Genomic DNA, 25,869 nt, shown 5'->3' with positions numbered 1-25,869 from the left:
GCGCCGGCACGGATGCGCCTTGATTCCCCTTCCGCATAAACGAAAAACGACGCCCAAAAGGGCATCCTGAGGAGGGTTTTCTAAGTGAAACATTTTCTTATCGGCACATTTCTGGCGGGCGTGATCGCGCTTCCGGCGGTTGCAGCGGACTACACCATCATTGCCCCGGCCAACCCCGGCGGCGGCTGGGACCAGACCGCGCGTTCCCTGCAGACCGTGCTGCAGGAAGAAGGCATTTCCAAGAGCGTTCAGGTGCAGAACGTACCGGGCGCCGGCGGCACCATCGGTCTTGCACAATTCGCCAGCCAGCAGAAGGGCAACCCGAACGCCCTCATCGTCGGCGGTTACGTGATGGTCGGCGCGATCCTCACCAACAAGGCGCCCGTCACCCTCAATGAAGTGACGCCGATCGCCCGCCTGACCGGCGAATATGAAGCGATCGTCGTTCCGGCATCCTCGCCGCTGAAGACCATCGGCGACCTCGTTGACCAGCTGAAGAAGGACCCGGGCAGCGTTTCCTGGGGCGGCGGCTCTGCCGGCGGCACCGACCATATCGCCGTTGGCCTGATCGCCAAGGCAGCCGGCGTCGATCCGACCAAGATCAACTACATCGCTTATTCCGGCGGCGGCGAAGCGCTTGCCTCGATCCTCGGCTCGCAGGTCACAGCCGGTATTTCGAGCTACGGCGAATTCGAAAGCCAGGTCAAGGCGGGCACGCTGCGTCTGCTCGCTGTTTCCAGCGAAGAGAAGCTGGAAGGCGTTGACGCACCGACGCTGAAGGAAAGCGGCCTTGATGTCGTCGTCCAGAACTGGCGCATGATCGCCGCTGCTCCCGGCCTGACGCCGGAACAGGAAAAGGCCGTCAGCGCCGATATCGAGAAGCTGGCGAAATCCGCCAAGTGGCAGGAAACCCTGAAGACCAAGAGCTGGATGGATACCTACCTTTCCGGCGACGAGTTCAAGGCACAGCTTGCCAAGGACACCGCCGCCACCGAAACGATCCTCAAAGACATCGGACTGGTAAAATGAGCCAGGGTTCCAACCCTTCACAACATCAAAAGCGCCGCCCTGATTGGGCGGCGCTGGCGATCGCCGTCTTCCTCGTCCTCATCGCCTGCGTGATCTTCTGGGACAGCGCCCGTCTTGCCAGCGTCACCGGTTATTCGCCGGTTGGTCCGGCAACCGTGCCTTACGCCATCGGCTTCTGTCTTGTCGGCCTGGCGCTCTGGACAGCCATCGAGGCCTGGCGCGGTGATTTTCCCGAACGGGACAGGCAGGAAATCGCTCCAGTCGTCTGGGTCATTGCCGGTCTCGCCGCGCAGATGCTGCTGCTTAATGTAGCCGGCTTCTCCATTGCCACGGGTCTGCTGTTTGCCTTCACGGCGCGCGCCTTCGGCAAACGCAAGCTCTGGTTCTCGATCCCGGTCGGTATCGTGCTGAGTTTTGCCATCTGGGTCGTTTTTGCGCGGTTGTTGCAGCTTTCGCTGCCCGCCGGGCCTCTGGAACGGCTGTTCTTCTAACAGCCATTCCGGCCAAATTCGGGATCACAGGAAACCGTCGGCACGCGATGACGCGAAAGCCAGCCATTCCGCCCGCCCTTCTGCTCGACTTGGGGGACATCTGTCCATGAGTACCTTTGAATTCCTTCTGCACGGTCTTGAGGTTGCCGCCCAACCCATGAACCTGCTCTATGCGCTGATCGGCGTCACGCTCGGAACCGCCGTCGGCGTTCTGCCCGGCATCGGGCCGGCTTTGACGGTCGCGCTGCTTCTGCCCGTCACCTACCGGCTTGATCCGGCCGGTTCACTCATCATGTTCGCCGGCATCTATTATGGCGGCATGTATGGCGGATCGACCACCTCGATCCTGCTCAACACGCCGGGCGAAAGCGCCTCGATCGTGACAGCGCTCGAAGGCAACAAGATGGCCCGTGCGGGTAGAGGCGGCCCGGCATTGGCCACCGCCGCCATCGGCTCCTTCGTTGCCGGCCTCATCGCAACCATCGCGCTTGCCTTCGTGGCACCCTACATCGTCAAACTGGCGCTGGTCTTCGGCCCGCGCGAATATTTCGCGCTGATGGTGCTCGCCTTCGTCACCGTTTCCTCCGCTTTCGGAGATTCGGCACTGCGTGGCCTCACATCGCTGTTCATCGGTTTTGCGCTTGCCATCGTCGGCATCGACCAGCTGACCGGCCAGACCCGCATGAGCTTCGGCATTCCAGACCTGCTCGACGGCGTGGAAGTCACGACGCTTGCGGTGGCCATGTTCGCCATCGGCGAAACGCTGTTCATCGTCGCACAGGGCAATAGCGGCGACGAAAAGGTCGAGGCGGTCAAGGGTTCGGTCTGGATGAGTGCACAGGACTGGGCGCGCTCGTGGAAACCCTGGCTGCGCGGCACGTTGATCGGCTTCCCCATCGGCGCAATGCCGGCGGGTGGCGCTGAAATCGGCACTTTCCTTTCCTATGCCACCGAAAAGAAGCTGACCAAATATCCGGAAGAATTCGGCAACGGCGCCATTGAAGGTGTTGCCGGCCCGGAAGCCGCCAACAATGCGTCCGCTGCCGGTACGCTCGTGCCGCTCTTGACGCTCGGCCTGCCGACGACGGCAACCGCCGCCATCATGCTTGCCGGTTTCCAGCAGTTCGGCCTGCAGCCCGGCCCGCTGCTGTTCGCCACCAATCCGCAGCTCGTCTGGGGCCTGATCGCCAGCCTGTTCATCGCCAATCTGATGCTGCTGGTGCTCAACCTCCCGCTCGTCGGCCTGTGGGTGAAGCTGCTGACCATTCCGAAGCCCTGGCTTTATGCCGGCATCCTGCTGTTTGCCACGCTCGGCACCATCGGCGCCAACCCGTCGGTGTTCGAACTCGGCATGCTGCTCGCTTTCGGCATCCTCGGCTACGTCATGCGCATCTTCGGTTATCCGATTGCCCCTGCTGTCGTCGGCCTGATCCTCGGCCCGCTTGCCGAACAGCAGCTTCGCCGCGCACTCGCCATCGGCCAGGGCGACCCGACGGTGCTGCTCACCTCACCCATCGCCGTCGGCCTGTTCGCTGTCGCGGCAGCCGCCTTCATCATCCCGCTGATCATGCGCATCCGCGGCCGTGGTGAGGTGCTATCGCAGCTTGCCGCCAACGAGGACTGAGAAACCAAGAGCCTCCCAAGGCAACTGGCCCCGTATCTTCGGATACGGGGCTTTTTTTATTCAGGGCCACGGGGGTGTTTGACACAGTCGCGGCCGTGATATGATCGCTATCCAAACCTGGGAGAAAAACATGCGCACGATCGCGATCATGATGGTTCTGGCCCTTGCCGGCTGCTCCACCGCCGCCCCCGACGTAGAACCCATTCCCGGCAGCATCACCTATGGCGGACAGCCCCGCACCAAACTGACCAAATCCCCCATCGGCAGCACCCTCAGCAACGAATTCGTCATGGACGACGGACGGTTTGCCGTGGAAACCTATCGCGTGCAGCCGGACCGGTCGCTGAAGCTAGAGAGGCGCGAAATCGTCGGCGACTGGCCGCCGGATTGAGGCGTGCGGACACAGACCGGGTTAGCGACGCGAGTGAAAACGGTGCTTCCGTAATCCTCGGGCTTGTCACGAGGGTGACGTCCGGAGAGATTGTAAGCCATGCTCTCCCGCTCACACATTTCCCGCTCACCGCAATTCAGAACCGTTCTAAAACATATTTTTGATTTCCGCCGACCTTGCCAATAAAGCTGATAGCGAACATCAAGTTAAGCCGACGGAAAGCTTTCCGCCGGTCCAGAACCATATTGCAAGGGACATATTCGTGGCCATCAACTTCACCTTCCCCGTTCGGCTGCTGGCGGCAGCGGCCTTCAGCCTTGGCGCGATGACTGCGGGCGCGCAGGAAATGACGATCAAGCACGCACAGGGCGAGACCGTTCTGAAAGCCGCGCCGAAGAAGGTTCTGGTTCTGGATATTCCCTCGCTCGACAATCTCGATGCGCTGGGTGTCGAACCCGCCGGTGTCGTCGGCTCCAACCTGCCGGCCTATCTGCAGAAATATGCCGACGGCAAATATCTGAAGGTCGGCACGCTGTTTGAGCCCGATTACGAGGCGATCAATGCGGCTGAAGCCGATCTCGTCATCGTCGGCGGCCGTTCGCGGGCGAAATATCCCGATGTCGCGAAGATCACACCCGCCATCGACATGTCGATCGATTCCAAGGAATTCATCAACAGCGTCAAAGGCAATATCACCAAACTCGGCGATATCTTCGGCAAGCAGGAAGAAGCGAAGAAGCTCGACGCCGCCCTCGACGAAAAAGTCGCCAGGCTGAAAGAAATCGCCCCGAATTCCGGCACGGCGATGATCCTCCTGACCAATGCCGGCAAGGTCGGCGTGTATGGCCCAAGCTCGCGCACCGGCTGGCTGCACACCGAAATCGGCTTCAAGCCGGTCGCCGCCGACATCGATGACCGCTTTGACCGCGGCGACGTCGTATCCTTCGAATATCTGGCCGAGGTCAATCCCGAATGGCTGTTCGTGATCGACCGTGACGCTGGCGTCGGCCGCGCCACGGACCCCGGCAAGGCCGCCGCACAGGTGCTGGATAACGAACTGATCCACCAGACCAACGCCTGGAAGAAAAAGCAGATCGTCTATCTCGATCCGCAGGCGGCTTATATCGTCAGCAGCGGTTATACGGCGCTCAATACCCTGCTCGATCAGGTCTACAAGGCCGTATCCGAGAAGAAGTAACCCCTGCCGAATATCATCAGAGCTCCCGATGGCTTGAGGCCGCCGGGAGCTTTCGCCTTTTCCGGAAACTGCCAACGTGAAGTCCCTTTCACTGATATCAGCCCTTATTCTGGCCTTGACGCTCGCCATCGTCAGCCTGTTCGTCGGCGTGAGCGACGTTTCGCTCGCCACGCTCTTTGCGCCGGAAACAAGCACGGACTCATTGCGCGTGCTGCTCGTCAGCCGTATTCCGCGCACGCTGGCGCTCATATTGGCCGGAAGCTCGATGGCCATTGCCGGCCTCATCATGCAGATGCTGGTGCGCAACCGCTTCGTGGAACCTTCGACGGCAGGCACGACCGAATCCGCCGGCCTCGGCCTTCTGGTCGTCACCCTGCTTGCACCCGAAACGCCGATCTTCGGCAAGATGCTGGTGGCAGCTGTTTTCGCGCTCGCCGGCACTGCACTGTTCCTGCGTATCCTCAGACAGGTGCCGCTGCGTGACGTGCTGCTGGTGCCGCTGATCGGCATCATGCTCGGCGGCGTCATTTCCGCCATCACCACATTCTTCGCCTATCGTTTCGATCTCCTGCAATCGCTCGGCGCGTGGATGACGGGCGATTTTTCCGGTGTGTTGCGCGGCCGCTATGAATTGCTGTGGGTCGGTTTCATCTTCGCCATCGCCGCCTATCTCGCCGCCGACCGTTTCACCGTGGCCGGCATGGGGCGCGGCTTCACTACCAATCTCGGCCTGAATTACCGCCGCGTGATGGCGCTCGGCCTCACCATCGTTTCGCTGGTCAGCGCCGTCGTCGTCGTCACCGTCGGCATGATCCCCTTTCTCGGACTGATCGTGCCGAATGTCGTCAGCCTGATGATCGGCGACAATATGCGTCGCTCGGTGCCGTGGGTGGCAACGCTTGGCGCGGTCTTCGTTCTCACCTGCGACATCATCGGCCGGACCGTGCGCGCGCCATACGAAGTACCGATCGGAACCGTGGTCGGCGTCATCGGCAGCGGGCTGTTCCTCTATCTCCTGCTGCGGAAACGCCACCATGCGTGAGAGACATCCCGACCGGCGCGCAAAAACCGTTCTGCTCGTGCTTGCGGCAGTCGCGCTCTTCGCCATGGCCGCATTCATGACGCTTGGCGCCAAAGGAAGCTGGAGTTTCGTGCTGCCGTTCCGCGGCATCAAGTTGCTGTCCCTCTTGCTAGTGGCCTATGCCATTGCCGTCTCCACCGTGCTGTTCCAGACGGTCACCAACAATCGCATCCTCACCCCTTCGGTGATGGGTTTCGATTCGCTTTATGTGCTGATGCAGACCGGGCTGATCTTCGTCTTCGGCTCGGCAACCGTTGTCATGATCGATCCGCAGCTGAAGTTCATTGTTGAAACCGCGCTGCTCGTCACCTTTTCCGCCCTGCTCTACCGCTGGCTTTTCGTCGGGGCAGAACGCAGCCTGCATCTTCTCGTGCTGGTCGGCATCGTCTTCGGCGTCTTTTTCCGCAGCCTCTCGGGCTTCATGCAGCGCGTGCTCGATCCGAACGAATATACGGTGCTGCAGGATGTGCTCTTCGCCAGCTTCAACTCCATCGATCCCACGCTTCTGACGATCTCGGCGATCATCATCGGTGTCGTGACCATCATCGGGCTGCGTCTCATGCACACGCTCGACGTCCTGTCGCTCGGCCGGGCAACGGCCATCAGCCTCGGCGTCGACTATAAGCGCACGGTCACGGTCATCCTCGTGCTGGTCTCCGTGCTCGTCGCCGTCTCAACCGCGCTCGTCGGCCCGGTCATGTTCTTCGGGTTGCTGGTCGCCGCCCTTGCCCATTATCTCACCGGCAACAGCAAACATGCCTATGTGCTGCCGGCGGCGATCCTCATCGCCATCATCTGCCTCGTCGGCGGCCAGGTGGTGCTGGAGCGGGTCTTCGCCTTCGATACGGCGCTTTCCATCATCATCGAATTTCTGGGCGGCATCGTCTTTATCGGTCTTATTTTGAAGCGGGGTGCGCGATGATCATCGCCAGTCAGATCAGCAAATCCTATGGCGATACGCTCGTCGTCGACGGCGTCTCCGTCTCCATTCCGGCGGGCGGCGTCACCTCGATCATCGGCCCGAACGGGGCGGGAAAATCGACGCTGCTTTCCATCGTCGCACGGCTGATGTCCATGGACGCAGGAACCGTGACGGTGGACGGTTTGGATGTGACCAAAACCCCATCCGATACGCTGGCAAAACGCCTCTCGATCCTGCGGCAAGACAACCACATCTCCTCACGCCTGACGGTGCACGATCTCGTCGGTTTCGGCCGTTACCCCTATTCCAAGGGCCGCCCGACCATAGAGGACAAGGTCCATATCGACCGGGCGCTGGAATATCTCAATCTCGAACCGCTGGCCGGCCGCTTTCTGGATGAGCTTTCCGGCGGTCAGCACCAGCGCGCCTTCGTAGCCATGGTTCTGTGTCAGGATACGGATTATGTGCTGCTTGACGAGCCGCTCAACAATCTCGACATGAAACACGCCTCCAGCATGATGAAGATCATGCGCAAGGCAGCCGACGAATTGAAGAAGACCGTGGTTCTGGTGCTGCACGACATCAACTTCGCCTCCTGGTATTCCGACACCATCATCGCCATGCGCGAGGGCCGTATCTGCCATCAGGGACCGGCGGAAGAAATCATCCGCCCGGAGATTCTTGGGGATATCTACGACATGCCGATCCGCGTCGAGGATATAGACGGCCGGCGCATCTGCCTGTTTTACGAATGACATGATGATTGCGCAGGATTTTTGCCGCTGCAGTGCTTAACATGGAACAGGGCCACAGGCCCGGACGTTAATCGACAGACTTTTCCAAAGCGGCATTCCGTCCGCAACTTCAGGAGACATCGATGAAGACGCACAAGACGAAGAACGATCTGCCTTCCAACGCGAAATCGACAGTGATCGGCATTCTGAATGAATCGCTGGCCTCGGTGATCGACCTTGCGCTTGTCACCAAGCAGGCGCACTGGAACCTGAAAGGCCCGCAATTCATCGCCGTCCACGAGCTTCTCGACACCTTCCGCACCCAGCTCGACAATCACGGCGATACGATTGCCGAACGCGTCGTGCAGCTGGGCGGCACCGCACTCGGCAGCCTGCAAGCCGTCTCCTCGACGACCAAACTCAAGGCCTATCCGACCGATATCTATAAAATCCACGATCATCTCGACGCTCTGATCGAGCGTTATGGCGAAGTCGCCAACATGATCCGCAAGGCGATCGACGATTCCGATGAAGCCGGCGATCCGACGACCGCCGACATCTTCACCGCCGCCTCGCGCGATCTCGACAAGTCACTGTGGTTCCTCGAAGCCCATGTGCAGGAAAAGAGCTGAGCCGAAAGCATTTCCAGCAGGCTCATCACAGCAAAGCGCCCGAGAGATTCGGGCGCTTTTTTAGTAGAGATAATGTCATCAATGGCGGCGCAGAACCGCAAGCCCTATGTCGCGCAACATTTCATGATCCAGAATGCCGCGCTGGGCGCTACGGATCAAAATTGCTGCACATTCATTGGCAACATGGCTGCTGCGATCTTGAAGGCACTCGAAACAAACACCGTCGAAAATATTCTGCAAATCGGTGATTTGTTCTGGCGACAATTGTGCGCCGACTCTTTCAAAAGCTGCGTACGACAAGGCTCATCCTCCCGATGATGATATGCCAAGTATCGTTTCTTTTTTTCGTGGGCATCAATTTTGTACACCCGAACGAATCACTTGTCGAATCAGATTTTAACCAAATGTAAACAGGTTATTTTCTGCAGTATCGGTTGTCCGTGCGCCCTTTGCCGTGGGAATAAAAATCAGCCGAAACAACGCTTTCGCCCGCCCCTGGCTGCATATGGCGCCACCTCCGACGCGTCCCTTCGAATAAAGCAGCAGCCGGAAGGATTTCCACCGAAACCGCAAAAGAAACTATTGCATTCCAAAATCGATTGAGCGATATAGCACGCGTCGCCGAACTTCGGCGGTCCGCAGTCCAGCGAACTACCCCGGACCAGCGGTTTTGAGCGGGTGTAGCTCAGGGGTAGAGCACAACCTTGCCAAGGTTGGGGTCGAGGGTTCAAATCCCTTCGCCCGCTCCAGTTTTCCCCGATACGCAGAGAAGATTTGCGCAGATTGTCGTGTCCGGTGGTCATCTTGGCAAGTCCAAACATGTGACCATTTTCGGCATTCGTGACGGTTTCCCGCACATGCATGAAACCGGGAGGAGTTACCCCTCCCGGCCGCCCTAACTCAGGTAGCTTCATCCCAGACGGGCGCCAGCCCATCTGGCGAGACGATACGGCCATCCGGCTTGGCGAGAGCGCGGATCGCCGCCATTTCATCAACCGACAGCGCAAAATCGAAAATCGAGAGGTTCTCATCGACGCGGGCTTCACTGACGGTTTTGGACAGGGCAACAACGCCCTTCTGCTGTACCAGCCAGCGCAACACCACCTGCGCCACGGATTTACCCCGGCTTGCGGCGATATCCTTCAGCAGCGGATCAGCAAAGACGTTGCCGTCAGCCATGCCGTAATAACCGGTGACCGACATGCCAGCTTCTCTGGCAGCCGCCATCACCACATCCTGATCGATATAGGGATGGTATTCAATCTGGTTGGTGACCATCGGTGCTTTTGAGAGCTTCACAGCGTCGGCCATCAGCGCCGTATTAAAGTTGGAAACGCCGATATTGCGGACCTTGCCGGCCTGCCGGACCTCGTTCAGCGCGCCGATCTGCTCGGAGAGCGTCACCGCCTCGTTCGGCCAGTGCAGAAGCAGCAGATCGACATAGTCAGTCTTCAGCTTTTTCAGGCTCTCATCGACCGAGGCGAGGAAGGCATCGTGCCGGTAATTCTCAACCCAGACCTTGGTGGTGAGGAAGATATCACCCCGCGCCACGCCGGAGGCGGCGATGGCCTCACCCACTTCGGCCTCGTTGCCGTAAATCTGGGCGGTATCGATATGGCGGAACCCGGCTTTCAGCGCATGCGGAACGATGCGCAGGACATCCGGGCCGGGAATGCGGAAGGTGCCGAAGCCGAGTGCCGGAATGGACGCGCCATTGGCGGTAACATCAAACATATATTTTCTCCTGTTGAATTGCCCGGCCAGTCCCAGGGAAATGGCCGGGACTTAATGTGAAAAGCTTAAGCCGCCTTCAGCGTCAGCGCGGCGCGGCGATCAAGAGCGCTGCTCCAGAGGGTGAGTAACAGGGCGACGGTGACGAGGATGGCGCCGACCCATGGGGTTGCGGCAAGACCCATCGGCGATTCCACCACCAGACCGCCGAGCCATGCGCCGATGGCGATGCCGAGGTTAAAGGCGGCGATGTTGAGCGCCGATGCAACGTCAACCGCACCGGGACGATGTTCCTTGGCCAGTTGCACCACATAAAGCTGCAGGCCGGGAACATTGGCGAAGGACAGGAAACCGAGAGCCACCAGCGTGATGAGCGTCAGCACCGGCGAGACGGCGGTGAAGGAAAAGACGAGCAGCACGATAGCCTGCGCCAGGAAGAGGCCGATCAGCGCCTTGACCGGGTTGTGGTTGGCGATCTTGCCACCGCCGATATTGCCGGCCGCAATGGCAATGCCATAGAGCACGAGGATCAGGCTGACGCTTTTTTCCGAAAAGCCGGTAACATCCTGGAGGATCGGCGACAAAAAGGTGAAGGCGACGAAGGTGCCGCCATAACCGAGCGCGGTCATGGCGAAAACGATGAGCAGGCGGCCGGAACCAAGCACACGGACCTGATCAAGCAGGCTGGCAGGCGGCGCCTTCTTGAGTGTGTTCGGCAGAAGGGAGGCAATACCGAGGAAGGCGATGACGCCAAGCCCGGCAACAACCCAGAAGGTCGCACGCCAGCCGAAGACCTGGCCGATATAGGTGCCGAGCGGAACGCCGGTGACGATGGCAACCGTCAGACCCATGAACATCATGGCGATTGCCGAACCGCGACGGTTTTCCGGCACGAGATCGGCGGCAATCGTTGCGCCGACGGAGAAGAACACGCCATGGGCAAAGGCAGCGATGACGCGGGCAACTAGCAACGTCTCGTAGCTGGGAGAAAGCGCCGCGGCGCTGTTGCCGATGACGAACAGGGCCATCAGGCCGAGCAGCAGCGGTTTCCTTTCGACCTTTCCCGTCAGAGCCGTCAGGATAGGCGCGCCGAAGGTGACGCCCAGCGCGTAGACGCTGACGATGAGGCCGGCAAGCGGCAGGGTAATGTGAAGATCGTTTGCCACCGTCGGCAGAAGGCCGACGATGACAAACTCCGTGGTGCCGATCGCATAGGCTGCGATCGTCAGGGCAAATATGGCCAATGGCATGACGAATACCTCTTCGCCCAGCGGGGTCGCGGGCGTTCTGGACAGCGGTGCCGTCCGGTTGGATCAAATCTATGGATGCAATATGGGCGAAGGGGACTTGCATGATAATCGGCGAAAATGGATAAAGGCTTTTGAATTTATTTCACAGGTGGTGCGACAATGGACAATCGGGCCGGAGAAATGGAAGTCTTCGTGGCGGCGGCAGAGCTTGGCAGTTTTTCCGCCGCCGGACGTCGGCTAAAGCTGTCGCCCTCGGCGGTGAGCAAGCTCGTCACCCGCATCGAAGACCGCCTCGGCACCCGTCTTCTCGCCCGTTCCACCCGTGTGGTGACGCTGACCCCGGAGGGAGAAGTCTATCTTGTCCGGGCAAGGCGCATTCTGGCCGACATAGCCGAAACCGAGCAGATCGTGGCAAGCGGCGGCAAGGTGGTGCCGCGCGGCCTGCTGCGCGTCAACGCCACACTGGGCTTCGGCGAACGTTATCTCCTGCCGCTCGCGCCCGAGTTCCTTGCGCTTTATCCCGAAATCGAGTTGGATATTTCGTTGACCGACGGTGTCATCAGCCTGATCGAAGAGCGAACCGATATCGCCATCCGCTCGGGCGCGATGGGAGATTCGTCCCTGAAGGCGAGAAAGCTGAAAGAGGTGCGCCGGATCATCGTCGCCTCCCCCGCCTATATCGAAAAACACGGTATGCCGGAAAAACCGCAGGATTTGGCGCAGCACAATTGCTTCAGCTTCAATTTCAGCCGCAACCTCAATGAATGGCCGTTTCGCGATCCCGGCTCGGCGGAGGTCTATCGTCTTCCCGTCACCGGCAATGTCGCGGTCAACAGCGGCATGGCCATGCGAAGGCTCTGCCTGACGGGATTAGGGCTCGGAAGGGTCGGCGAGTTTCATATCGAACCGGATATCGAGGCCGGCCTGCTCGTGCCGGTGCTCGAAGACTATAATGCCGAGGAGATGGAAGTCATCCACGCGGTTTATGCCGGCCACGAACATCTGGCCGCCCGCGTGCGCGCCTTCATCGATTTCGTCGCGGCAAGGGTCGGGCGTTGATTGACCGCCTCAGACCATGCCGTGAACCAGCTTGGCCAGCCAGTCGACAAAGACGCGCACCTTGTTGGTGACGTGCCGCGTCTGCGGATAGACCACGTAGATCGGCATGGCTTCGCGCTGCCATTCCGAAAGAACCGGCACCAGTTCGCCGCGCGCCAGGTGATCTTTCACCATGAAGATCGGCAATTGCACGATGCCCATGCCCGCCAGCGCAGCATTGAGATAGGTGCGGCTGTCATTGACCGACACCACATAATTCGGGGTCAGTTCGACGCTGCGCACGCCATTGTCGAAGGAGGCCGGCATGATCTGGCCGGTGGTGGCATTGAGATAACCCACCGAATAATGGCCCTTCTCCATATCTTCCGGTTCCTGCGGCATGCCGAAATTTTCGATGTAGGATGGCGAGGCGAATGTCTCGAACCGCAGTTCGCCCACTTTACGGGCAATCAGCGACTGATCGCGCAGCACGCCGACCCGGAGCGCACAGTCGACATTTTCGGCAATATAGTCGACCAGCCGGTCGCCGACGCCGAGATCGAGACGGATTTGCGGATAACGCTGGTAAAATTCGCAAAGATGTGGGATAACCACGAGGTCCGCAAAGACACCGGCCATTTCCACCCGCAACCGGCCGGATGGCTGCACCTGCGCGCTGGACATACTGCCATCCAGTTCTTCGATTTCCGACAAAATCTGTGAGGCCCGCTCGTAATAGAGAGCGCCGTCCGTCGTCAACATCACTCGCCGCGTGGTGCGGTTGAGAAGCGTGGTCTGCAGATGCGCCTCCAGCGCCTGCACCATGTTGGTGACGGTAGTTTTGGGCATGTTCAGCGCGGTGGCGGCGCGGCTGAAATTACCGGTCTCGACGACGCGCGTGAAGACCCGCATGGCGGAGAGCTGATCCATTTAGCTATTATCCGTTTTTTTGGAATAGTGTTTTCATTTTGACGTACTTGATCGTTTTCTCTCGAACAATAATATGAATTTCAGATTTTGCAAATAAGGTGAGCTGTCGATGGCGGCGCACGGGACCGGATCAGATGAACGCGCACTGGGAAAATATCAAACGCTGTGGGGGCTCCGCATCTGAGCTTTCCGTGCGCCGATATGAGAGTGCCGGCCTCTGCAGCCATCCGCCCGTGATCCTTTATCTGCGCGGCGGCTCGTTTCTGGAAAAGGGCGGCAATTGCCCGGAACTTCCGGTGGCGCGAGCGCTGGCGGAAAGCGGCGCCATCGTTGTCGAGGCTGACTATAGCAAGCCGTCCGGCAACGAGTTTCCGATGGTGATCGATTGCGCTTTCGATGCGCTCGATCATCTGAGCCGGGACCGCAAACATTATGGCGGCGCGAAATCGCTGCTGTTCGTGGCCGGCGAAGAGGCAGGCGGCAATGTGGCGGCGGGACTTGCGCTTAAAGCCCGTGACCGCATGCCGGGCAAGCTCGCCGGGCAAATTCTTCTGTCGCCCATGATCGACCCGATGATGACGACGGAATCCTTTCGCGATGCGGACAGGATCGGCATGCGTGAACGCTGGGCGGATGGCTGGAGCCATTACCTTGCCAAGGCCTGTGGGTTTTTCCACCCCTATGCCGCGCCCTGCCAGTGTACGCGGCTGAACCGGGTGGCGCCGGCGCTGATCTTTACCGCCGAGGACGATCCTCTGCGCGACGAAACGGTCAATTATGCCGACCGGCTCCTCGCCTCAGGCGTCAGCGTCCGGCAGCATGTATTCCCCGCCGGCGTCGGCTGGACGGGGCTTTATCAAGGAGAGGGCGGCGGATGGGTCTCATCCGTCTGTTCGGAATTCAAGACCTTCGTTGACCAGTTGAGACACTGATACCGCATATTTTAAGACACTGACGGCTCCTGAACCGAGCCAAGGAGAATCCCATGACGCTCAACACAAAGCGCCGGGCCCTGACGGGTGCCGGCATCGGACTTGCCATGTCTGTTGCAGCTGCAGCACTGTTTTTTGACCTGCCCACCAGCCGCGACGCGACGGCAGCCTCCACCCCGGCCGAAACGCCGGCGATCCCCGTCACCGTCGCCAAGGTGGAAAGCCGCGACGTCATGCGCTGGGAAGAATTTTCCGGCCGTCTCGAAGCCGTTGACCGGGTGCAGATCCGCTCCCGCGTCGCCGGCCAGATCAAGGCCGTGCATTTCCGCGAAGGCGCGCTGGTGAAGGAAGGCGATCCCCTCTTCACCATCGATCCGGCCCCTTATCAGGCTGCTGTTGCCGGCGCTGAAGGCCAGGTCGCTTCCGCTGAAGCCAAGGTCAGCCTTGCGAAAACGGAACTCGACCGTGGCCGCAGGCTTTCCGATAACCGCACCATCTCCCAGAGCGATCTCGACCAGCGTCAAAGCTCGTTTGCGGATGCCGAAGCCCAGCTTCGCGCCGCCCGCGCCACGCTGACGACGACTCAGCTCGATCTCGGCTACACCGAAATCCTCGCCCCGGTTTCCGGCAGGGTCGGTCGCATCGAAATCACCGCCGGCAACCTTGTCGCCGCCGGCTCGACATCGCCTGCCCTGACAACGCTGGTTTCGGTCAACCCGATCTATGCCAGCTTCAACGCCAGCGAAGGAACGGTGGCCAAAGCGCTTGCCGAACTGCCGCAGACGACCGACGCCCTGCCCGCACTCGAACAGATTCCGGTGGAAATCGGCACGCTTTCGGATGAGGGCACGCCGATCAAGGGCACACTGCACCTGATCGACAATCAGGTGGATTCGGCCAGCGGCACCATCGGTGTCCGCGCCGTCTTCGAAAATCCTGATGGCAGGCTAATCCCCGGCCAGTTCGTGCGGGTGCGCATGGGCGAACCGAAGCCGGAAAACCGCATCCTCATCAGTGATCGCGCCATCGGCACGGACCAGGACAAGCGCTTCGTCTTCGTGGTCGATGCCGAAAACAAGGTGAGCTACCGCCAGATCAAGCCCGGTGCACCGGCTGATGGCCAGCGCATCATCGAAAGCGGCCTTGCCGCCGGTGATACGATCGTCGTCAACGGACTGCAGCGCATTCGCCCCGGTGCCACCATCGCACCGCAGGCGGAAGACAAGGTCGCCACTTCGCAATAATTCCGTCCCGCTTCCCAGCGAGACGCATTCCAGACAGAACCGGCCATAACCGGCGGCACAAAAGCCGCCGGAACGGCCTTTGCATTTCCAAATATACCCGGAGAGGGACTGGATATGAATATTTCCAGATTTTTTGTCGACCGGCCGGTATTCGCTGCCGTGCTTTCGGTCCTGATTGTGGTGGCGGGCCTTCTGGGCATGCGCGCCCTGCCGATTTCCGAATATCCGGAAGTCGTTCCACCATCCGTCGTCGTGCGCGCCACCTATCCCGGCGCAAACCCGGCCGTTATCGCCGAAACAGTCGCCACGCCGCTTGAAGAACAGATCAACGGCGTCGAGGACATGCTCTACATGGGCAGCCAGGCAACGTCCGACGGCGTGTTGACGCTGACCGTCACCTTCAAGCTCGGCACGGACCCGGACAAGGCGCAGCAGCTGGTACAGAACCGCGTGTCGCAGGCCGAACCGCGCCTGCCGGCGGAAGTCCGCGCACTCGGCATCACCACCGTCAAAAGCTCGCCCGACTTCATCATGGTCGTCAATCTGGTGTCGAAGACCGACGCCTATGACATCACCTATCTGCGCAACTATGCGACGCTGAACGTCAAGGATCGTCTCGCCCGCATCGAAGGCGTGGGTCAGGTGCAGGTCTTCGGCGCGGGTGACTATTCCATGCGCGTCTGGCTCGATCCGCAGAAAGTCGCCGAGCATGATCTCGCCGCCAGCGACGTCTCCGACGCCATCCGCCAGCAGAACGTCCAGGCCGCAGCCGGCGTCATCGGCGCTTCGCCAAGCCCGAACGGCGTCGATCTACAGCTCAACGTCAATGCGCAAGGTCGTCTGACGACACCGGAGGAATTCGGCAACATCATCGTCAAGAGCGGCGCGAACGGTCAGATCACCCGCCTGCGCGACGTCGCCCGCATCGAACTCGGCGCCGCCGACTACACGCTGCGTTCGCTGCTCGACGGCGAGCCTGCCGTGGCCGTTGCGGTGCTTCAGGCTCCCGGCTCCAACGCCATCGAAATCGCCGACAATGTCCGCGCCACGATGGACAATCTGCAGCTGGCAATGCCGGATGGCGTGAAATACGAAATCGTCTACGACACGACGAAATTCGTGCGCTCCTCCATCGAGAAGGTGGTTGACACACTCCTCGAGGCCGTTGGCCTCGTGGTGCTTGTTGTCATCCTCTTCCTCCAGACCTGGCGCGCCTCGATCATTCCGCTGATCGCCGTTCCGGTCTCGATCATCGGCACCTTCGCCGTCATGTATGCCTTCGGCTTCTCCATCAACGCGTTGACGCTATTCGGCCTCGTGCTGGCCATCGGCATCGTGGTGGATGACGCTATCGTGGTGGTGGAAAACGTCGAGCGAAACATCGAAAACGGGCTCTCACCGCGTGACGCCACCTACAAGGCCATGCGGGAAGTCTCCGGCCCGATCATCGCAATCGCGCTGGTGCTGGTCGCCGTTTTCGTGCCGCTCGCCTTCATCTCCGGCCTTTCCGGCCAGTTCTACCGGCAGTTCGCCCTGACGATCGCCATTTCCACCGTCATCTCGGCAATCAACTCGCTGACGCTCTCACCCGCTCTTGCAGCCCTGTTGCTGAAGGAACACGACGCTCCGAAAGACTGGCTGACCCGCTTCATGGACCGGATTTTCGGCTGGTTCTTCCGCGGCTTCAACCGCGCCTTCGGGGCCGCCTCCAACGGTTACGGCAAAACCGTCGGCGGGCTGGTGACGCGCAAGAGCCTTGTCATGATGGTCTACATGGCGCTGGTCGCAGCCACCTACAACATGTTCAGCGCCGTTCCGAGCGGCTTCGTGCCGGCGCAGGACAAGCAGTACCTGATCGGTTTCGCGCAGCTTCCTGATGGAGCAACGCTTGACCGGACGGAAAGCGTCATCAAGCGCATGAGCGACATCGCGCTCGAACAGCCGGGCGTCAGCCACGCCATCGCTTTCCCCGGCCTGTCGATCAACGGCTTCACCATCGGCTCCAATTCCGGCATCGTTTTTGCGGTTCTCGACGACTTCGAAAACCGCAAGACGCCGGAACTATCAGGTGGCGCCATCGCCATGCAGCTGAACCAGAAGTTTGCAGGCATTCAGGATGCCTTCATCGCCATGTTCCCGCCGCCGCCGGTCAACGGCCTCGGCCAGACGGGCGGTTTCAAGCTGCAGATCGAGGACCGCGCCGGTTACGGCTACCAAGCGCTCGACGAAGCGACCAAGGCGGTCATCGCCAAGGCATACCAGACGCCGGAGCTGGCGGGCATCTTCTCCAGCTTCCAGATCAACGTGCCGCAGCTCTTCGCCGATCTTGACCGCGCCAAGGCCGAACAGCTGGGCGTCTCCGTCAGCGACGTCTTCCAGACGCTGCAAATCTATCTCGGCTCGCTCTATGTCAACGACTTCAACGCCTTCGGGCGGACATACAGCGTGCGTGTGCAGGCGGACGCGCAATTCCGCGCCCATGCGGAGGATATCGGCCGTCTGAAGGTTCGCTCATCCACCGGCCAGATGATCCCGCTTTCCACGCTGCTGAAAGTGGATGCGACAACAGGACCGGAGCGCACCAACCGTTATAACGGCTTCCTTGCAGCCGATATCAACGGCGGTCCGGCACCGGGCTTCTCCTCTGGACAGGCGCAGGCCGCCATGGAGAAAATCCTTGCCGAAAACCTGCCAGCCGGGATCGACTACGAATGGACAGACCTGACCTACCAGCAGATCCTCGCCGGTAACTCCAGCATCGTGGTCTTCCCGTTGGCGCTGCTGCTGGTCTATCTGGTTCTCGCCGCCCAATATGAAAGCCTGACCTTGCCGATCGCGATCATCCTGATCGTTCCACTCGGTGTGCTCGCGGCTCTCACAGGCGTCTGGCTGACAGGAGGGGACAACAACATCTTTACGCAGATCGGCCTTGTCGTCCTTGTCGGCCTCTCGGCGAAGAACGCGATCCTGATCGTGGAATTTGCCCGAGAGCTGGAATTCGAAGGACGAACACCGCTTCAGGCGGCAGTGGAGGCAAGCCGCCTTCGCCTCCGCCCGATCCTGATGACCTCACTCGCCTTCATCATGGGCGTGGTACCGCTGGTCATCTCGACAGGTGCTGGTGCGGAAATGCGTGCGGCCATGGGTGTCGCAGTGTTCTCCGGCATGATCGGCGTGACGTTCTTCGGCATCTTCATGACACCGGTCTTCTACGTGCTGGTGCGCAAGCTCTCCGGCAACCGCCCGCTCATCCAGCACAAACAGGAAGAACCGGCCAATTCGGACTACAAGCTCGAAAAGGCCGGCTGACCCAATACTCCCATCCACCGCCACCTTCGAAGCAAGCCCGCCGCGCATCATCAGATGCGCGGCGTTTTTTATGGACAGAAATGTCTATGCGAATCTCCTGAAATTGAATCAGTTTCAAATGCTTAACTGGAATACGCACCTATATCGCACTGCAATAGAACTACCAAAAATCAATATAGCCTCACCAATTGACGGAAACCCAAAGAAACAATGCTATTTTATGCTTTGTATTTTGTGGTAATTTCCAAGAACTGGGTGATTCGGACTAAATGATTTAGTTCAGGGGCGACATGATGGAGCAGGACGACGAAAACTGGGCAACAACCGTTGCCTATTCGATAGTGATGCATGAGGGTCTTGATCTCGCGCTTTCCGCGCAAAATCTCGACAGGGGCAAGACCCGAAACAATCGTGAGCGGTTGATGGAAGCCATTCGCACATCGTTGCTGGAAGCGCGCTCGCGCAACCACCTGGCGGCGGCGCAGCGGGCCTGAATGCGCAATATCGGCGATCAGGCCAGAAGCAGGTCGGTCCGGACCGCGGCTTTCAACGGCAGGTGATCCGAAGCGACACGCGCCAGCGCGCTGTCATGCGCCTCCACTTGCTCGACCAGACCTTCACGGTTGGCGATGATCCTGTCGAGCGCCAGTACCGGCAGGTTGGATGGAAAACTCGGCACCGCCGGCGGCAGAGCACCGAAAGCGTCCCGGAACGTATTGAGCGACGAGCCATTGCCGAGACGCCATTCGTTCAGGTCTCCCATGAGGATGGTCGGGCATTCGTTGCGCGCTTCCAGAAGGCCGATCAGCGCCTTCGCCTGCTGAGCGCGGGAATGCCGCAAGAGACCGAAATGGGCGGCGATGATGCGCAATGTGCCACCCAGCTTCAAATCCAGCTCCACGACAAGCGCGCCGCGTGGCTCCAGCCCCGGCAGTTTCAGCGTATGCACATCCCGGACGGCACCTTCCCTGAACAGCACGACATTGCCATGCCACCCGTGCGCCTTTACCCCTGCCTGCACCGGCACGGGAATGAGGCCGCTTTCCCGCTCCAGCCGGGCAAGATCGAGCAGGCCGGTGCGCTCGCCAAAACGGCTGTCGGCTTCCTGAAGGGCAATGATATCAGCGCCGATTTCCTGAATGACGCGGCTGGTGCGATCCGGATCGAACTTGCGGTCGCGACCGACACATTTGTGCACATTGTAGGAAGCGATGATGGGGAAGGAATGATCTTTCGCCGCCTGCACCGCTTTCTGCCGCTGACGATGGTCGCGCAGCGACTGCATGACGAAGGCGGGCAAACTGCTATTTGTCGCCAGGGCCGTTTTTTCGCTGTTCAACAAACCGTTTTTCTTCACGCGTCAATGTCTCCGGTCAAAGATAGGGCGAAGCGAGCCACAGGACACGCTCCACAAAACGAACAACGAATGGCCGCGCATTCAGTTCGCTGAGCCGCACCGGCAAGGCGGTTGCCCGCGCATTGCGGATCCGGTCGCCGATCACCCCGGCAAATTCTTCATCCATAACTTCGAGATCGATCTCGAAGTTTAATCGCAGCGAACGCGGATCGAGATTGGAAGAACCGATATAGGTCCAGCGCCCGTCGATCACCAGAAGCTTGGAATGATTGAAAGCCCCCGTCGCCCGCCAGATGCGGCAGTAATTCTTCAACATCTGGTCGAACTGCGCTGTCATCGCCCTGTCCACAAGCACCAGATTGTTGCTTTTGGGCACGATGATATCGACCACCACGCCCCGCCTTGCTGCGGTTATGAGTGCCGAAATAAGCTCCCGATCGGGGAGAAAATAGGGCGACATGATGAGAATGGAGGAACGGGCGACGGAAAACGCACCCATCAGCATCTTGTGACTGGTCTCGATGCTTTTATCCGGTCCCGAGGAGGAAACCCGGGCGACGATCTGCGAACCCGGCACACCGTCAGGAATGGCGATATCCCACACCGGGGTGTCCAGAAGCTCCCCCGTCGTGAAACGCCAGTCTTCCGCCGCGATGGAGAAAAAATCCGATACCACCGGCCCGGTGATCTTGAAATGTGTGTCGTGCGACTGGCTTTCGCCGCCGAATTCCAGGGTGAAACCCTCACGGATATTCATGCCGCCGCTAAACACGATGCGCCCGTCCACCACGAGTATCTTGCGGTGGGTGCGCAGATTGGCATAGGGCAACCGCAGTCCCATGATGACATTGCCGTTGAAGACGTCGGCGATGATGTCCTTGTCCCGGAGCGTCGGCAGGATGCTCGGCACGGAATAACGCGCGCCGACAGCATCGATAAGCACCCTCACTTCCACGCCGCGCAGTTTTGCCTGCTCGAGCGCTGCGACGAAGCGGGCGCCGATCCTGTCATTGTCGAAAATATATGTTTCGAGAATGATCGACCGCTTCGCCTCGCCTATCGCCTCCAGCATGGCGGCATAGGCGACGTCACCCGTCACAAGCGGCTCGATGGCGTTGCCCGTCGTCAGCGCGTGGCGTGTCACCCGGTCGCCGAGTGTCTTCATCGCTTCAAAACGGCGGCCGAACCGCGTAGCAATCAACTCACCGCTCGCATCCAACCGCGCCACGCGATCCATGATCTCGTCCTGCATGAAGGATCGCTGCTGCGTGATGTTGGACCGACGAATGCGGTTGATGCCGGCAATGGCATAGATGACCGCGCCGACAATGGGCGACAGCACGATGACACCCACCCAGCCGAGTGCGGAACGGACCTCCTCCTTCGTCATCGTGGCATGTACGGCCGCCACGGTTCCCATCAAAATGGAAAGGACGGCAAGGATATGGGGCCAATAGGCGATGACGAGATCGAGCATATTACAACTATAGGGCATTGGACCGAAAAGTGTAACGCGCTTTTCGGAAACCCGGAAAGCCACTAAAAAGCACCCCGCCCATCCTTTTACGGGACAGACCCTTGCGGGATTAACGGTGGAAACCGGCCTTGCGATATGTCATGAGAGCGCATCTTGATCTCCAGGCAGGGGCACTTGCGGGCTTCTGCAGCATTTGAAAGCAAGAAGGCCGTGATGCAGGAAAATACCCAGGGCGCCGTCATCGTCATTTCCAGCCACGTCATGCGTGGATCGGTCGGCAATCGCGCCGCGGTCTTCGCGCTGGAGACCCTCGGCCATCCGGTATGGGCAGTGCCCACCATCGTTTTGCCCTGGCATCCCGGCCATGGCCCATCCACGCGGATGCGCTTTCAGGACGACGACTTCGACAAGGCCATGACCGACCTTGAAAACGCCAAATGGATTGGCGAAGTCAAAGCAGTCCTGACCGGTTATTTCGGAAGCGCAGCACAAGTGCGTTCGGTCGCGCGGCTGATCCGCAATCTCAAGGAGAAAAACCCGGCGCTGGTTTACGCCTGTGATCCCGTGATGGGTGATCTGGGCGGGCTTTATATTCCGGTTGAAACCGCCGAAGCCATCCGCGACGAACTCATCCCGCTTGCCACTGTCGCAACACCGAACCGTTACGAACTGGCGTGGATGAGCGGCGCAGAGCTTGAAACCAACAATGCCATCATGGATGCAGCCCTTGCCCTCGGCCCGTCGAAAATGCTGGTCACCTCAGCCGTGCCGATGATGGCCGGCGGCACCGGCAATCTTTATCTGAGCGGCCGGCATGCCCTGCTGGCCGAGCACCGCGCCATAGAGAATGCCCCGAACGGCCTCGGCGATCTGATGGCGGCGCTTTTTCTTGCCCGCCTGCTGGAAGGCATGGATGACGAAAAAGCGCTGCAACTGGCCACCGCCAGCGTGTTCGAAATTCTGGCCCGCACCAAAAAACGCGAGATGAACGAATTGACGCTGGAGACAGACGCTTCAAGTCTTTCCACACCCATGGCCATGGTGCAGATGCGTCATCTCTTGCATCCTTCACGCAGCAAGCGCAAATAGCGACTAAAGCATTTCCAGGAAAAGTGGCCCTCGGTTTTCCGTCCGGAAATGCGGCAACAGGAAGTTGGAGCGGTTTCGCGGTTCGAAGAAATGCGAAAATGCTCTAAAGGATTGGTCTTCAACGCGCCAGGTTCGCCCCGTGATCTTGGTCCAAGCATAACGGTACTGCGATAGATGAAAGATTTTCCGGAAACTCTTCTGAACGGCTACAAGAACTTCATGAGCGGCCGCTATGTCGACGAGCGCGAGAGATACCGCGTTCTGGCTGATACCGGGCAGAAGCCGCAGACCCTGTTCATTGCCTGTTGTGACTCCCGTTCTGCACCGGAAACCATTTTCGACTGCGGGCCGGGAGAATTGTTCGTCATGCGAAACGTCGCCAACATGGTGCCGCCTTTCGAGCCTGATGGCCAGTATCACGCCACCTCTGCGGCCATCGAATATGCCGTGCAGGTTCTGAAGGTGAAGGATATCGTCGTCATGGGCCACGGCCGTTGCGGCGGCATTCAGGCGGCACTCGACCCTAATCTCGAACCCCTGTCGCCGGGCGACTTCATCGGCAAGTGGATGAACATGGTCAAATCGGCGGCCGAGCAGATCCAGAGCAACGATGTCATGACCGCCTCCGAGCGCCAGACCGCGCTGGAACGGGTGTCCATCCGCAACTCCCTCGCCAACCTGCGCAGCTTTCCCTTCGTCAAGGCGCAGGAAACCGCCGGCAAGGTCAAGCTGCACGGCGCATGGTTCGATATATCGACCGGCGAATTGTGGGTGATGGACGGCAAAACGGGCGACTTTCGCCGCCCGGATCTGTGAAAACAGGTTTCTGATTGAAAAAGCGAGACGGCCTTATTGGCCGTCGATCGCCTTGCCGATGAAGGCAATGGCCTGCTGGTAAACGCTTGCGGCGTTCCAGCCCTGGATGGCGGCATAATTCGCCTGTCCCTGCTGGTAACCGGCACCACGCTGCCAGCCATGGCCGACGAGGAAGTTGGCGGTGGAAGCCAGTGCATCCGCACGCGAACCGACGAGATCGACCCGTCCGTCGCGATCGAAATCCACGCCATAGCGCACGACATTGAGCGGCAGGAACTGCGTCTGGCCGATTTCACCATGCGCCGCACCCTTGGCGTTGACGTTCAGCGAACCGCTGCCGACGAGCTTAAGCGCCGCATAAAGCTGCTCGGTGAAATAATCCGAGCGGCGGCAGTCGAAGGAAAGCGTCGCCACGGCGGAAAGCGTGTGCTGGTTGCCCATAAAGCCGCCAAAGCCGGTTTCCATGCCCCAGATGGCCAGAAGCGGGCCGGCCGGCACGCCATAAGCTTTTTCGATCGAGGCGAAGAGAGAGGCGTTGTTCTTCTTCATGGTCTTGCCGCGCGAAATGATCGTCTGACCGCCGCGCTTCTGCATGAATTGTTCGAAGGACAGCTTGAAGCTGTGCTGGCCGCGATCGGCGCGGATGGTCGCCTGATTATAGGAGACGCCGGAGAAGGCACGATCGAGCACCGAAGCACTGACGCCACGGCCCGCCGCTTCCTGCTTGAAGGCGCCGACCCAGGCATCGAAGCCCGCCGAAGTGTTGCTGCATTGCGCAGCCATAACCGGCGTCGCTGCCAAAACCGAGACCATGGCTACACCAGCCAGAATTGCCTTCATTGCCCGCATCAAAATCTGCCTTCGATATCCTTTGGGGAATTTATCCCGAGAACCAACACGTCTCCGCCGCAGGGGTTCGGGTGCCAAATTGTCTTTTGGTGGCCTAAATTGCCTTTCGGCAGCAAGGCCTGCAAATAAACTGGCCGTGATCGTCGCCATTGAAAAACCCGTCTGCCCCACACAGAACAGACGGGTTATACTTAACGAACCTTAAAAAATCGTATCACGCAGCCGCCTTGCGGGGCTTGATGAGACCACGATTGACCAGGAGTTCGGCGATCTGGATGGCATTGAGGGCAGCGCCCTTGCGCAGATTGTCCGAAACAACCCAGATGTTGAGGCCGTTTTCAACCGTTGCATCTTCACGGATACGCGAAATATAGGTCGCATCTTCACCGGCGGATTCGACCGGGGTGATGTAACCGCCATCTTCATGCTTGTCGATGACGAGGCAACCCGGTGCTTCACGCAGAATATCACGCGCCTGATCGGCGGTGATCTCGTTTTCAAACTCGATATTGACCGATTCCGAATGGCCGATGAAAACCGGAACGCGCACGGCCGTGCAGGTTACCTTGATCTTCGGATCGAGCATCTTCTTGGTCTCGGCCAGAACCTTCCACTCTTCCTTCGTATAACCGTCTTCCATGAAGACATCGATATGCGGAATGACGTTGAAGGCGATGCGCTTGGTGAACTTCTTGGTTTCAACCGGATCGGCCACGAACACGGCGCGGGTCTGCTGGAACAGCTCGTCCATGCCTTCCTTGCCGGCGCCGGAAACCGACTGGTAGGTGGACACGACAACGCGCTTGATCTTGGCGAAGTCATGCAGCGGCTTCAGCGCGACGACGAGCTGGGCCGTGGAGCAATTCGGGTTGGCGATGATGTTCTTGCGGGTAAAGCCCGTGATCGCATCGGCATTGACTTCCGGAACGATCAACGGAACGTCCTGATCGTAGCGCCAGGCGGACGAGTTATCGATGACGACGCAGCCCTGCTGGCCGATCTTCGGCGACCACTTCTTGGAAACATCGCCGCCAGCCGACATCAGGCAAATATCGGTGTCGGAAAAATCGTAATTCTCGAGGTTGGAAACCTTCAGCGTGCGATCGCCGTAGGAGACTTCCGTGCCCTGCGAACGGGAGGAAGCAAGCGGCACGATCTCATCGGCCGGAAAACCACGTTCTGCGAGGATATTGAGCATTTCGCGACCGACGTTGCCGGTGGCGCCTGCAATTGCAACTTTGAAACCCATGATCAAGCTCTCTTTCTGTCTCTCCTCTTTTGGGTGAGGTGGGGAACCCGCATCGCATTGCGGCTTCCTCGATCCCCAGCCAAACCGGGGAGAGAGCGGTGGCCAGAGACGTCAGACGGTTTTAATCGTCGTTTTGGCCGTAATTCGGATGGAATAAGAAAGGCGCGGATCATCGCCGGCGGATTGTGCCGGTCCTTCCATAACACTCATGTCTGCAACATGCATGCGCAAGGTGATGCTCCTTCTTCGCGAGAAGCTATTAGAAGGTTTCTTGTTTGTGTCAAGAAAAAAGGCGCGCTTCAGGCCACCCGGCGCAATCACGCAAAAACCGGCCCGCGACATTTTTGCACGTTATACATTAGACTAAAGTCATAATCCGAAAGCATCGCTCTTATTGGGGTTAATTTTCTGTCACTCTGATGTCATGCGCATTGCACCCGAAAGGGGAGTCCGGAGGAGAGAGACGGGCTCCGCACTGCGCCGATTGGGACATCTG

The 25,869-nt window shown here is 59.5% G+C and carries 24 protein-coding genes and 1 tRNA gene; 17 read left to right on the top strand and 8 right to left on the bottom strand.

Annotated features, from left to right (window positions below; all coding sequences use genetic code 11):
- Window positions 1–84: 84 nt before the first annotated feature.
- The 9 genes from FCH38_RS06240 (at window position 85) to dps (ending at window position 8,102) form a co-directional block, all read left to right on the top strand.
- Window positions 85–1,029 (top strand): Bug family tripartite tricarboxylate transporter substrate binding protein, encoded by a 945-nt coding sequence (locus FCH38_RS06240; protein ID WP_149899852.1) that lies wholly within the window; start codon window positions 85–87, stop codon window positions 1,027–1,029.
- Window positions 1,026–1,520, top strand: coding sequence for a tripartite tricarboxylate transporter TctB family protein (locus tag FCH38_RS06235; protein WP_153516468.1), 495 nt, complete (start codon window positions 1,026–1,028; stop codon window positions 1,518–1,520). Before FCH38_RS06240 ends, FCH38_RS06235 begins: the two co-directional genes overlap by 4 nt.
- 106 nt (window positions 1,521–1,626) lie before the next feature.
- The gene (locus FCH38_RS06230; protein ID WP_149899850.1) at window positions 1,627–3,144 is read left to right on the top strand and encodes a tripartite tricarboxylate transporter permease; all 1,518 of its coding nucleotides are present in this window, start codon (window positions 1,627–1,629) and stop codon (window positions 3,142–3,144) included.
- Between the two features lie 130 nt (window positions 3,145–3,274).
- The gene (locus FCH38_RS06225; protein WP_174373212.1) at window positions 3,275–3,535 is read left to right on the top strand and encodes a hypothetical protein; all 261 of its coding nucleotides are present in this window, start codon (window positions 3,275–3,277) and stop codon (window positions 3,533–3,535) included.
- Window positions 3,536–3,797: 262 nt separating this feature from the next.
- Complete coding sequence (locus FCH38_RS06220; RefSeq protein WP_174373211.1) at window positions 3,798–4,733, top strand: ABC transporter substrate-binding protein; 936 nt, start codon at window positions 3,798–3,800, stop codon at window positions 4,731–4,733.
- Window positions 4,734–4,809: 76 nt separating this feature from the next.
- The gene (locus tag FCH38_RS06215; protein ID WP_149899848.1) at window positions 4,810–5,775 is read left to right on the top strand and encodes an ABC transporter permease; all 966 of its coding nucleotides are present in this window, start codon (window positions 4,810–4,812) and stop codon (window positions 5,773–5,775) included.
- Entirely contained in the window at window positions 5,768–6,736 is a 969-nt protein-coding gene (locus FCH38_RS06210; RefSeq protein ID WP_174373210.1) for an iron chelate uptake ABC transporter family permease subunit, read from the top strand. Before FCH38_RS06215 ends, FCH38_RS06210 begins: the two co-directional genes overlap by 8 nt.
- Window positions 6,733–7,491 carry an ABC transporter ATP-binding protein gene (locus FCH38_RS06205; RefSeq protein WP_174373209.1) on the top strand — a complete coding sequence of 253 codons (759 nt, stop codon included), beginning with the start codon at window positions 6,733–6,735 and terminating at the stop codon, window positions 7,489–7,491. Before FCH38_RS06210 ends, FCH38_RS06205 begins: the two co-directional genes overlap by 4 nt.
- A 122-nt stretch (window positions 7,492–7,613) precedes the next feature.
- Window positions 7,614–8,102: a DNA starvation/stationary phase protection protein Dps gene (gene dps / locus FCH38_RS06200; RefSeq protein WP_006312098.1), complete on the top strand. Its 489-nt coding sequence runs from the start codon at window positions 7,614–7,616 to the stop codon at window positions 8,100–8,102.
- A 78-nt stretch (window positions 8,103–8,180) separates the two neighbouring features.
- Here dps and FCH38_RS06195 read toward each other — a convergent pair whose 3' ends face one another.
- Complete coding sequence (locus tag FCH38_RS06195) at window positions 8,181–8,402, bottom strand: hypothetical protein (protein ID WP_161991265.1); 222 nt, start codon at window positions 8,400–8,402, stop codon at window positions 8,181–8,183.
- Between the two features lie 374 nt (window positions 8,403–8,776).
- Here FCH38_RS06195 and FCH38_RS06190 point away from each other — a divergent pair.
- Window positions 8,777–8,851, top strand: a tRNA-Gly gene (locus FCH38_RS06190).
- A gap of 151 nt (window positions 8,852–9,002) precedes the next feature.
- Here the strand turns inward: FCH38_RS06190 and FCH38_RS06185 are convergent.
- Both FCH38_RS06185 and FCH38_RS06180 read right to left on the bottom strand, forming a co-directional pair.
- Entirely contained in the window at window positions 9,003–9,836 is an 834-nt protein-coding gene (locus FCH38_RS06185) for an aldo/keto reductase (protein ID WP_174373208.1), read from the bottom strand.
- Between the two features lie 65 nt (window positions 9,837–9,901).
- The gene (locus tag FCH38_RS06180) at window positions 9,902–11,083 is read right to left on the bottom strand and encodes an MFS transporter (protein ID WP_174373207.1); all 1,182 of its coding nucleotides are present in this window, start codon (window positions 11,081–11,083) and stop codon (window positions 9,902–9,904) included.
- 159 nt (window positions 11,084–11,242) lie between these two features.
- Between FCH38_RS06180 and FCH38_RS06175 the strand changes: the two genes are divergently transcribed.
- Complete coding sequence (locus FCH38_RS06175) at window positions 11,243–12,142, top strand: LysR family transcriptional regulator (RefSeq protein WP_149899841.1); 900 nt, start codon at window positions 11,243–11,245, stop codon at window positions 12,140–12,142.
- 9 nt (window positions 12,143–12,151) lie between these two features.
- Here the strand turns inward: FCH38_RS06175 and FCH38_RS06170 are convergent, their stop codons facing one another.
- The gene (locus FCH38_RS06170; protein WP_149899840.1) at window positions 12,152–13,051 is read right to left on the bottom strand and encodes a LysR family transcriptional regulator; all 900 of its coding nucleotides are present in this window, start codon (window positions 13,049–13,051) and stop codon (window positions 12,152–12,154) included.
- Between the two features lie 134 nt (window positions 13,052–13,185).
- Between FCH38_RS06170 and FCH38_RS06165 the strand changes: the two genes are divergently transcribed.
- The 4 genes from FCH38_RS06165 to FCH38_RS06150 all read left to right on the top strand — a co-directional run bounded on the left by FCH38_RS06165 (window position 13,186) and on the right by FCH38_RS06150 (window position 19,030).
- Window positions 13,186–13,983, top strand: a complete 798-nt coding sequence (locus FCH38_RS06165) for an alpha/beta hydrolase fold domain-containing protein (protein WP_153516459.1) — start codon at window positions 13,186–13,188, stop codon at window positions 13,981–13,983.
- A 53-nt stretch (window positions 13,984–14,036) separates the two neighbouring features.
- A complete protein-coding gene (locus FCH38_RS06160; protein ID WP_174373206.1) occupies window positions 14,037–15,227 on the top strand; it encodes an efflux RND transporter periplasmic adaptor subunit in 1,191 nt (396 codons plus the stop codon).
- 114 nt (window positions 15,228–15,341) lie between these two features.
- Complete coding sequence (locus tag FCH38_RS06155) at window positions 15,342–18,536, top strand: efflux RND transporter permease subunit (protein ID WP_174373205.1); 3,195 nt, start codon at window positions 15,342–15,344, stop codon at window positions 18,534–18,536.
- A gap of 290 nt (window positions 18,537–18,826) precedes the next feature.
- Window positions 18,827–19,030: a hypothetical protein gene (locus FCH38_RS06150; RefSeq protein ID WP_174373204.1), complete on the top strand. Its 204-nt coding sequence runs from the start codon at window positions 18,827–18,829 to the stop codon at window positions 19,028–19,030.
- A 17-nt stretch (window positions 19,031–19,047) separates the two neighbouring features.
- Here FCH38_RS06150 and FCH38_RS06145 read toward each other — a convergent pair whose 3' ends face one another.
- Together FCH38_RS06145 and FCH38_RS06140 are read right to left on the bottom strand one after the other, a co-directional pair.
- The gene (locus FCH38_RS06145; RefSeq protein WP_174373203.1) at window positions 19,048–19,893 is read right to left on the bottom strand and encodes an endonuclease/exonuclease/phosphatase family protein; all 846 of its coding nucleotides are present in this window, start codon (window positions 19,891–19,893) and stop codon (window positions 19,048–19,050) included.
- A 16-nt stretch (window positions 19,894–19,909) separates the two neighbouring features.
- A complete protein-coding gene (locus FCH38_RS06140; RefSeq protein ID WP_174373202.1) occupies window positions 19,910–21,370 on the bottom strand; it encodes a phospholipase D-like domain-containing protein in 1,461 nt (486 codons plus the stop codon).
- 213 nt (window positions 21,371–21,583) lie between these two features.
- On the opposite strand from FCH38_RS06140, the gene pdxY reads away from it, so the two are divergent.
- The gene (pdxY, locus tag FCH38_RS06135; RefSeq protein WP_153516455.1) at window positions 21,584–22,459 is read left to right on the top strand and encodes a pyridoxal kinase PdxY; all 876 of its coding nucleotides are present in this window, start codon (window positions 21,584–21,586) and stop codon (window positions 22,457–22,459) included.
- A 174-nt stretch (window positions 22,460–22,633) separates the two neighbouring features.
- The gene (locus tag FCH38_RS06130; RefSeq protein WP_149899832.1) at window positions 22,634–23,275 is read left to right on the top strand and encodes a carbonic anhydrase; all 642 of its coding nucleotides are present in this window, start codon (window positions 22,634–22,636) and stop codon (window positions 23,273–23,275) included.
- 33 nt (window positions 23,276–23,308) lie between these two features.
- On the opposite strand, the gene FCH38_RS06125 is transcribed toward FCH38_RS06130, so the two are convergent.
- The gene (locus tag FCH38_RS06125) at window positions 23,309–24,124 is read right to left on the bottom strand and encodes a lytic murein transglycosylase (RefSeq protein ID WP_149899831.1); all 816 of its coding nucleotides are present in this window, start codon (window positions 24,122–24,124) and stop codon (window positions 23,309–23,311) included.
- 214 nt (window positions 24,125–24,338) lie between these two features.
- Window positions 24,339–25,373 carry an aspartate-semialdehyde dehydrogenase gene (locus tag FCH38_RS06120; protein WP_149899830.1) on the bottom strand — a complete coding sequence of 345 codons (1,035 nt, stop codon included), beginning with the start codon at window positions 25,371–25,373 and terminating at the stop codon, window positions 24,339–24,341.
- Between the last annotated feature and the right edge of the window lie 496 nt (window positions 25,374–25,869).

The organism is Agrobacterium tumefaciens (assembly GCF_013337285.1).
In the GTDB taxonomy this organism is placed as follows: Bacteria; Pseudomonadota; Alphaproteobacteria; order Rhizobiales; family Rhizobiaceae; genus Agrobacterium; species Agrobacterium burrii.
Note: the sequence above shows the minus strand (reverse complement) of the source record. Positions and strands in the feature narration are given on the sequence as shown.

Excerpts from the sequence above, each read along its gene's own strand:
- FCH38_RS06180 (WP_174373207.1), bottom strand. The coding sequence starts at position 11,083 with ATGCCATTGGCCATATTTGCCCTGACGATCGCAGCCTATGCGATCGGC.
- FCH38_RS06175 (WP_149899841.1), top strand. The coding sequence starts at position 11,243 with ATGGACAATCGGGCCGGAGAAATGGAAGTCTTCGTGGCGGCGGCAGAG.
- FCH38_RS06230 (WP_149899850.1), top strand. The coding sequence starts at position 1,627 with ATGAGTACCTTTGAATTCCTTCTGCACGGTCTTGAGGTTGCCGCCCAA.
- FCH38_RS06185 (WP_174373208.1), bottom strand. The coding sequence starts at position 9,836 with ATGTTTGATGTTACCGCCAATGGCGCGTCCATTCCGGCACTCGGCTTC.
- pdxY (WP_153516455.1), top strand. The coding sequence starts at position 21,584 with ATGCAGGAAAATACCCAGGGCGCCGTCATCGTCATTTCCAGCCACGTC.
- FCH38_RS06130 (WP_149899832.1), top strand. The coding sequence starts at position 22,634 with ATGAAAGATTTTCCGGAAACTCTTCTGAACGGCTACAAGAACTTCATG.
- FCH38_RS06140 (WP_174373202.1), bottom strand. The coding sequence starts at position 21,370 with ATGCTCGATCTCGTCATCGCCTATTGGCCCCATATCCTTGCCGTCCTT.
- FCH38_RS06210 (WP_174373210.1), top strand. The coding sequence starts at position 5,768 with ATGCGTGAGAGACATCCCGACCGGCGCGCAAAAACCGTTCTGCTCGTG.
- dps (WP_006312098.1), top strand. The coding sequence starts at position 7,614 with ATGAAGACGCACAAGACGAAGAACGATCTGCCTTCCAACGCGAAATCG.
- FCH38_RS06150 (WP_174373204.1), top strand. The coding sequence starts at position 18,827 with ATGATGGAGCAGGACGACGAAAACTGGGCAACAACCGTTGCCTATTCG.
- FCH38_RS06120 (WP_149899830.1), bottom strand. The coding sequence starts at position 25,373 with ATGGGTTTCAAAGTTGCAATTGCAGGCGCCACCGGCAACGTCGGTCGC.
- FCH38_RS06160 (WP_174373206.1), top strand. The coding sequence starts at position 14,037 with ATGACGCTCAACACAAAGCGCCGGGCCCTGACGGGTGCCGGCATCGGA.
- FCH38_RS06170 (WP_149899840.1), bottom strand. The coding sequence starts at position 13,051 with ATGGATCAGCTCTCCGCCATGCGGGTCTTCACGCGCGTCGTCGAGACC.
- FCH38_RS06165 (WP_153516459.1), top strand. The coding sequence starts at position 13,186 with ATGAACGCGCACTGGGAAAATATCAAACGCTGTGGGGGCTCCGCATCT.
- FCH38_RS06225 (WP_174373212.1), top strand. The coding sequence starts at position 3,275 with ATGCGCACGATCGCGATCATGATGGTTCTGGCCCTTGCCGGCTGCTCC.
- FCH38_RS06235 (WP_153516468.1), top strand. The coding sequence starts at position 1,026 with ATGAGCCAGGGTTCCAACCCTTCACAACATCAAAAGCGCCGCCCTGAT.
- FCH38_RS06205 (WP_174373209.1), top strand. The coding sequence starts at position 6,733 with ATGATCATCGCCAGTCAGATCAGCAAATCCTATGGCGATACGCTCGTC.
- FCH38_RS06125 (WP_149899831.1), bottom strand. The coding sequence starts at position 24,124 with ATGCGGGCAATGAAGGCAATTCTGGCTGGTGTAGCCATGGTCTCGGTT.
- FCH38_RS06155 (WP_174373205.1), top strand. The coding sequence starts at position 15,342 with ATGAATATTTCCAGATTTTTTGTCGACCGGCCGGTATTCGCTGCCGTG.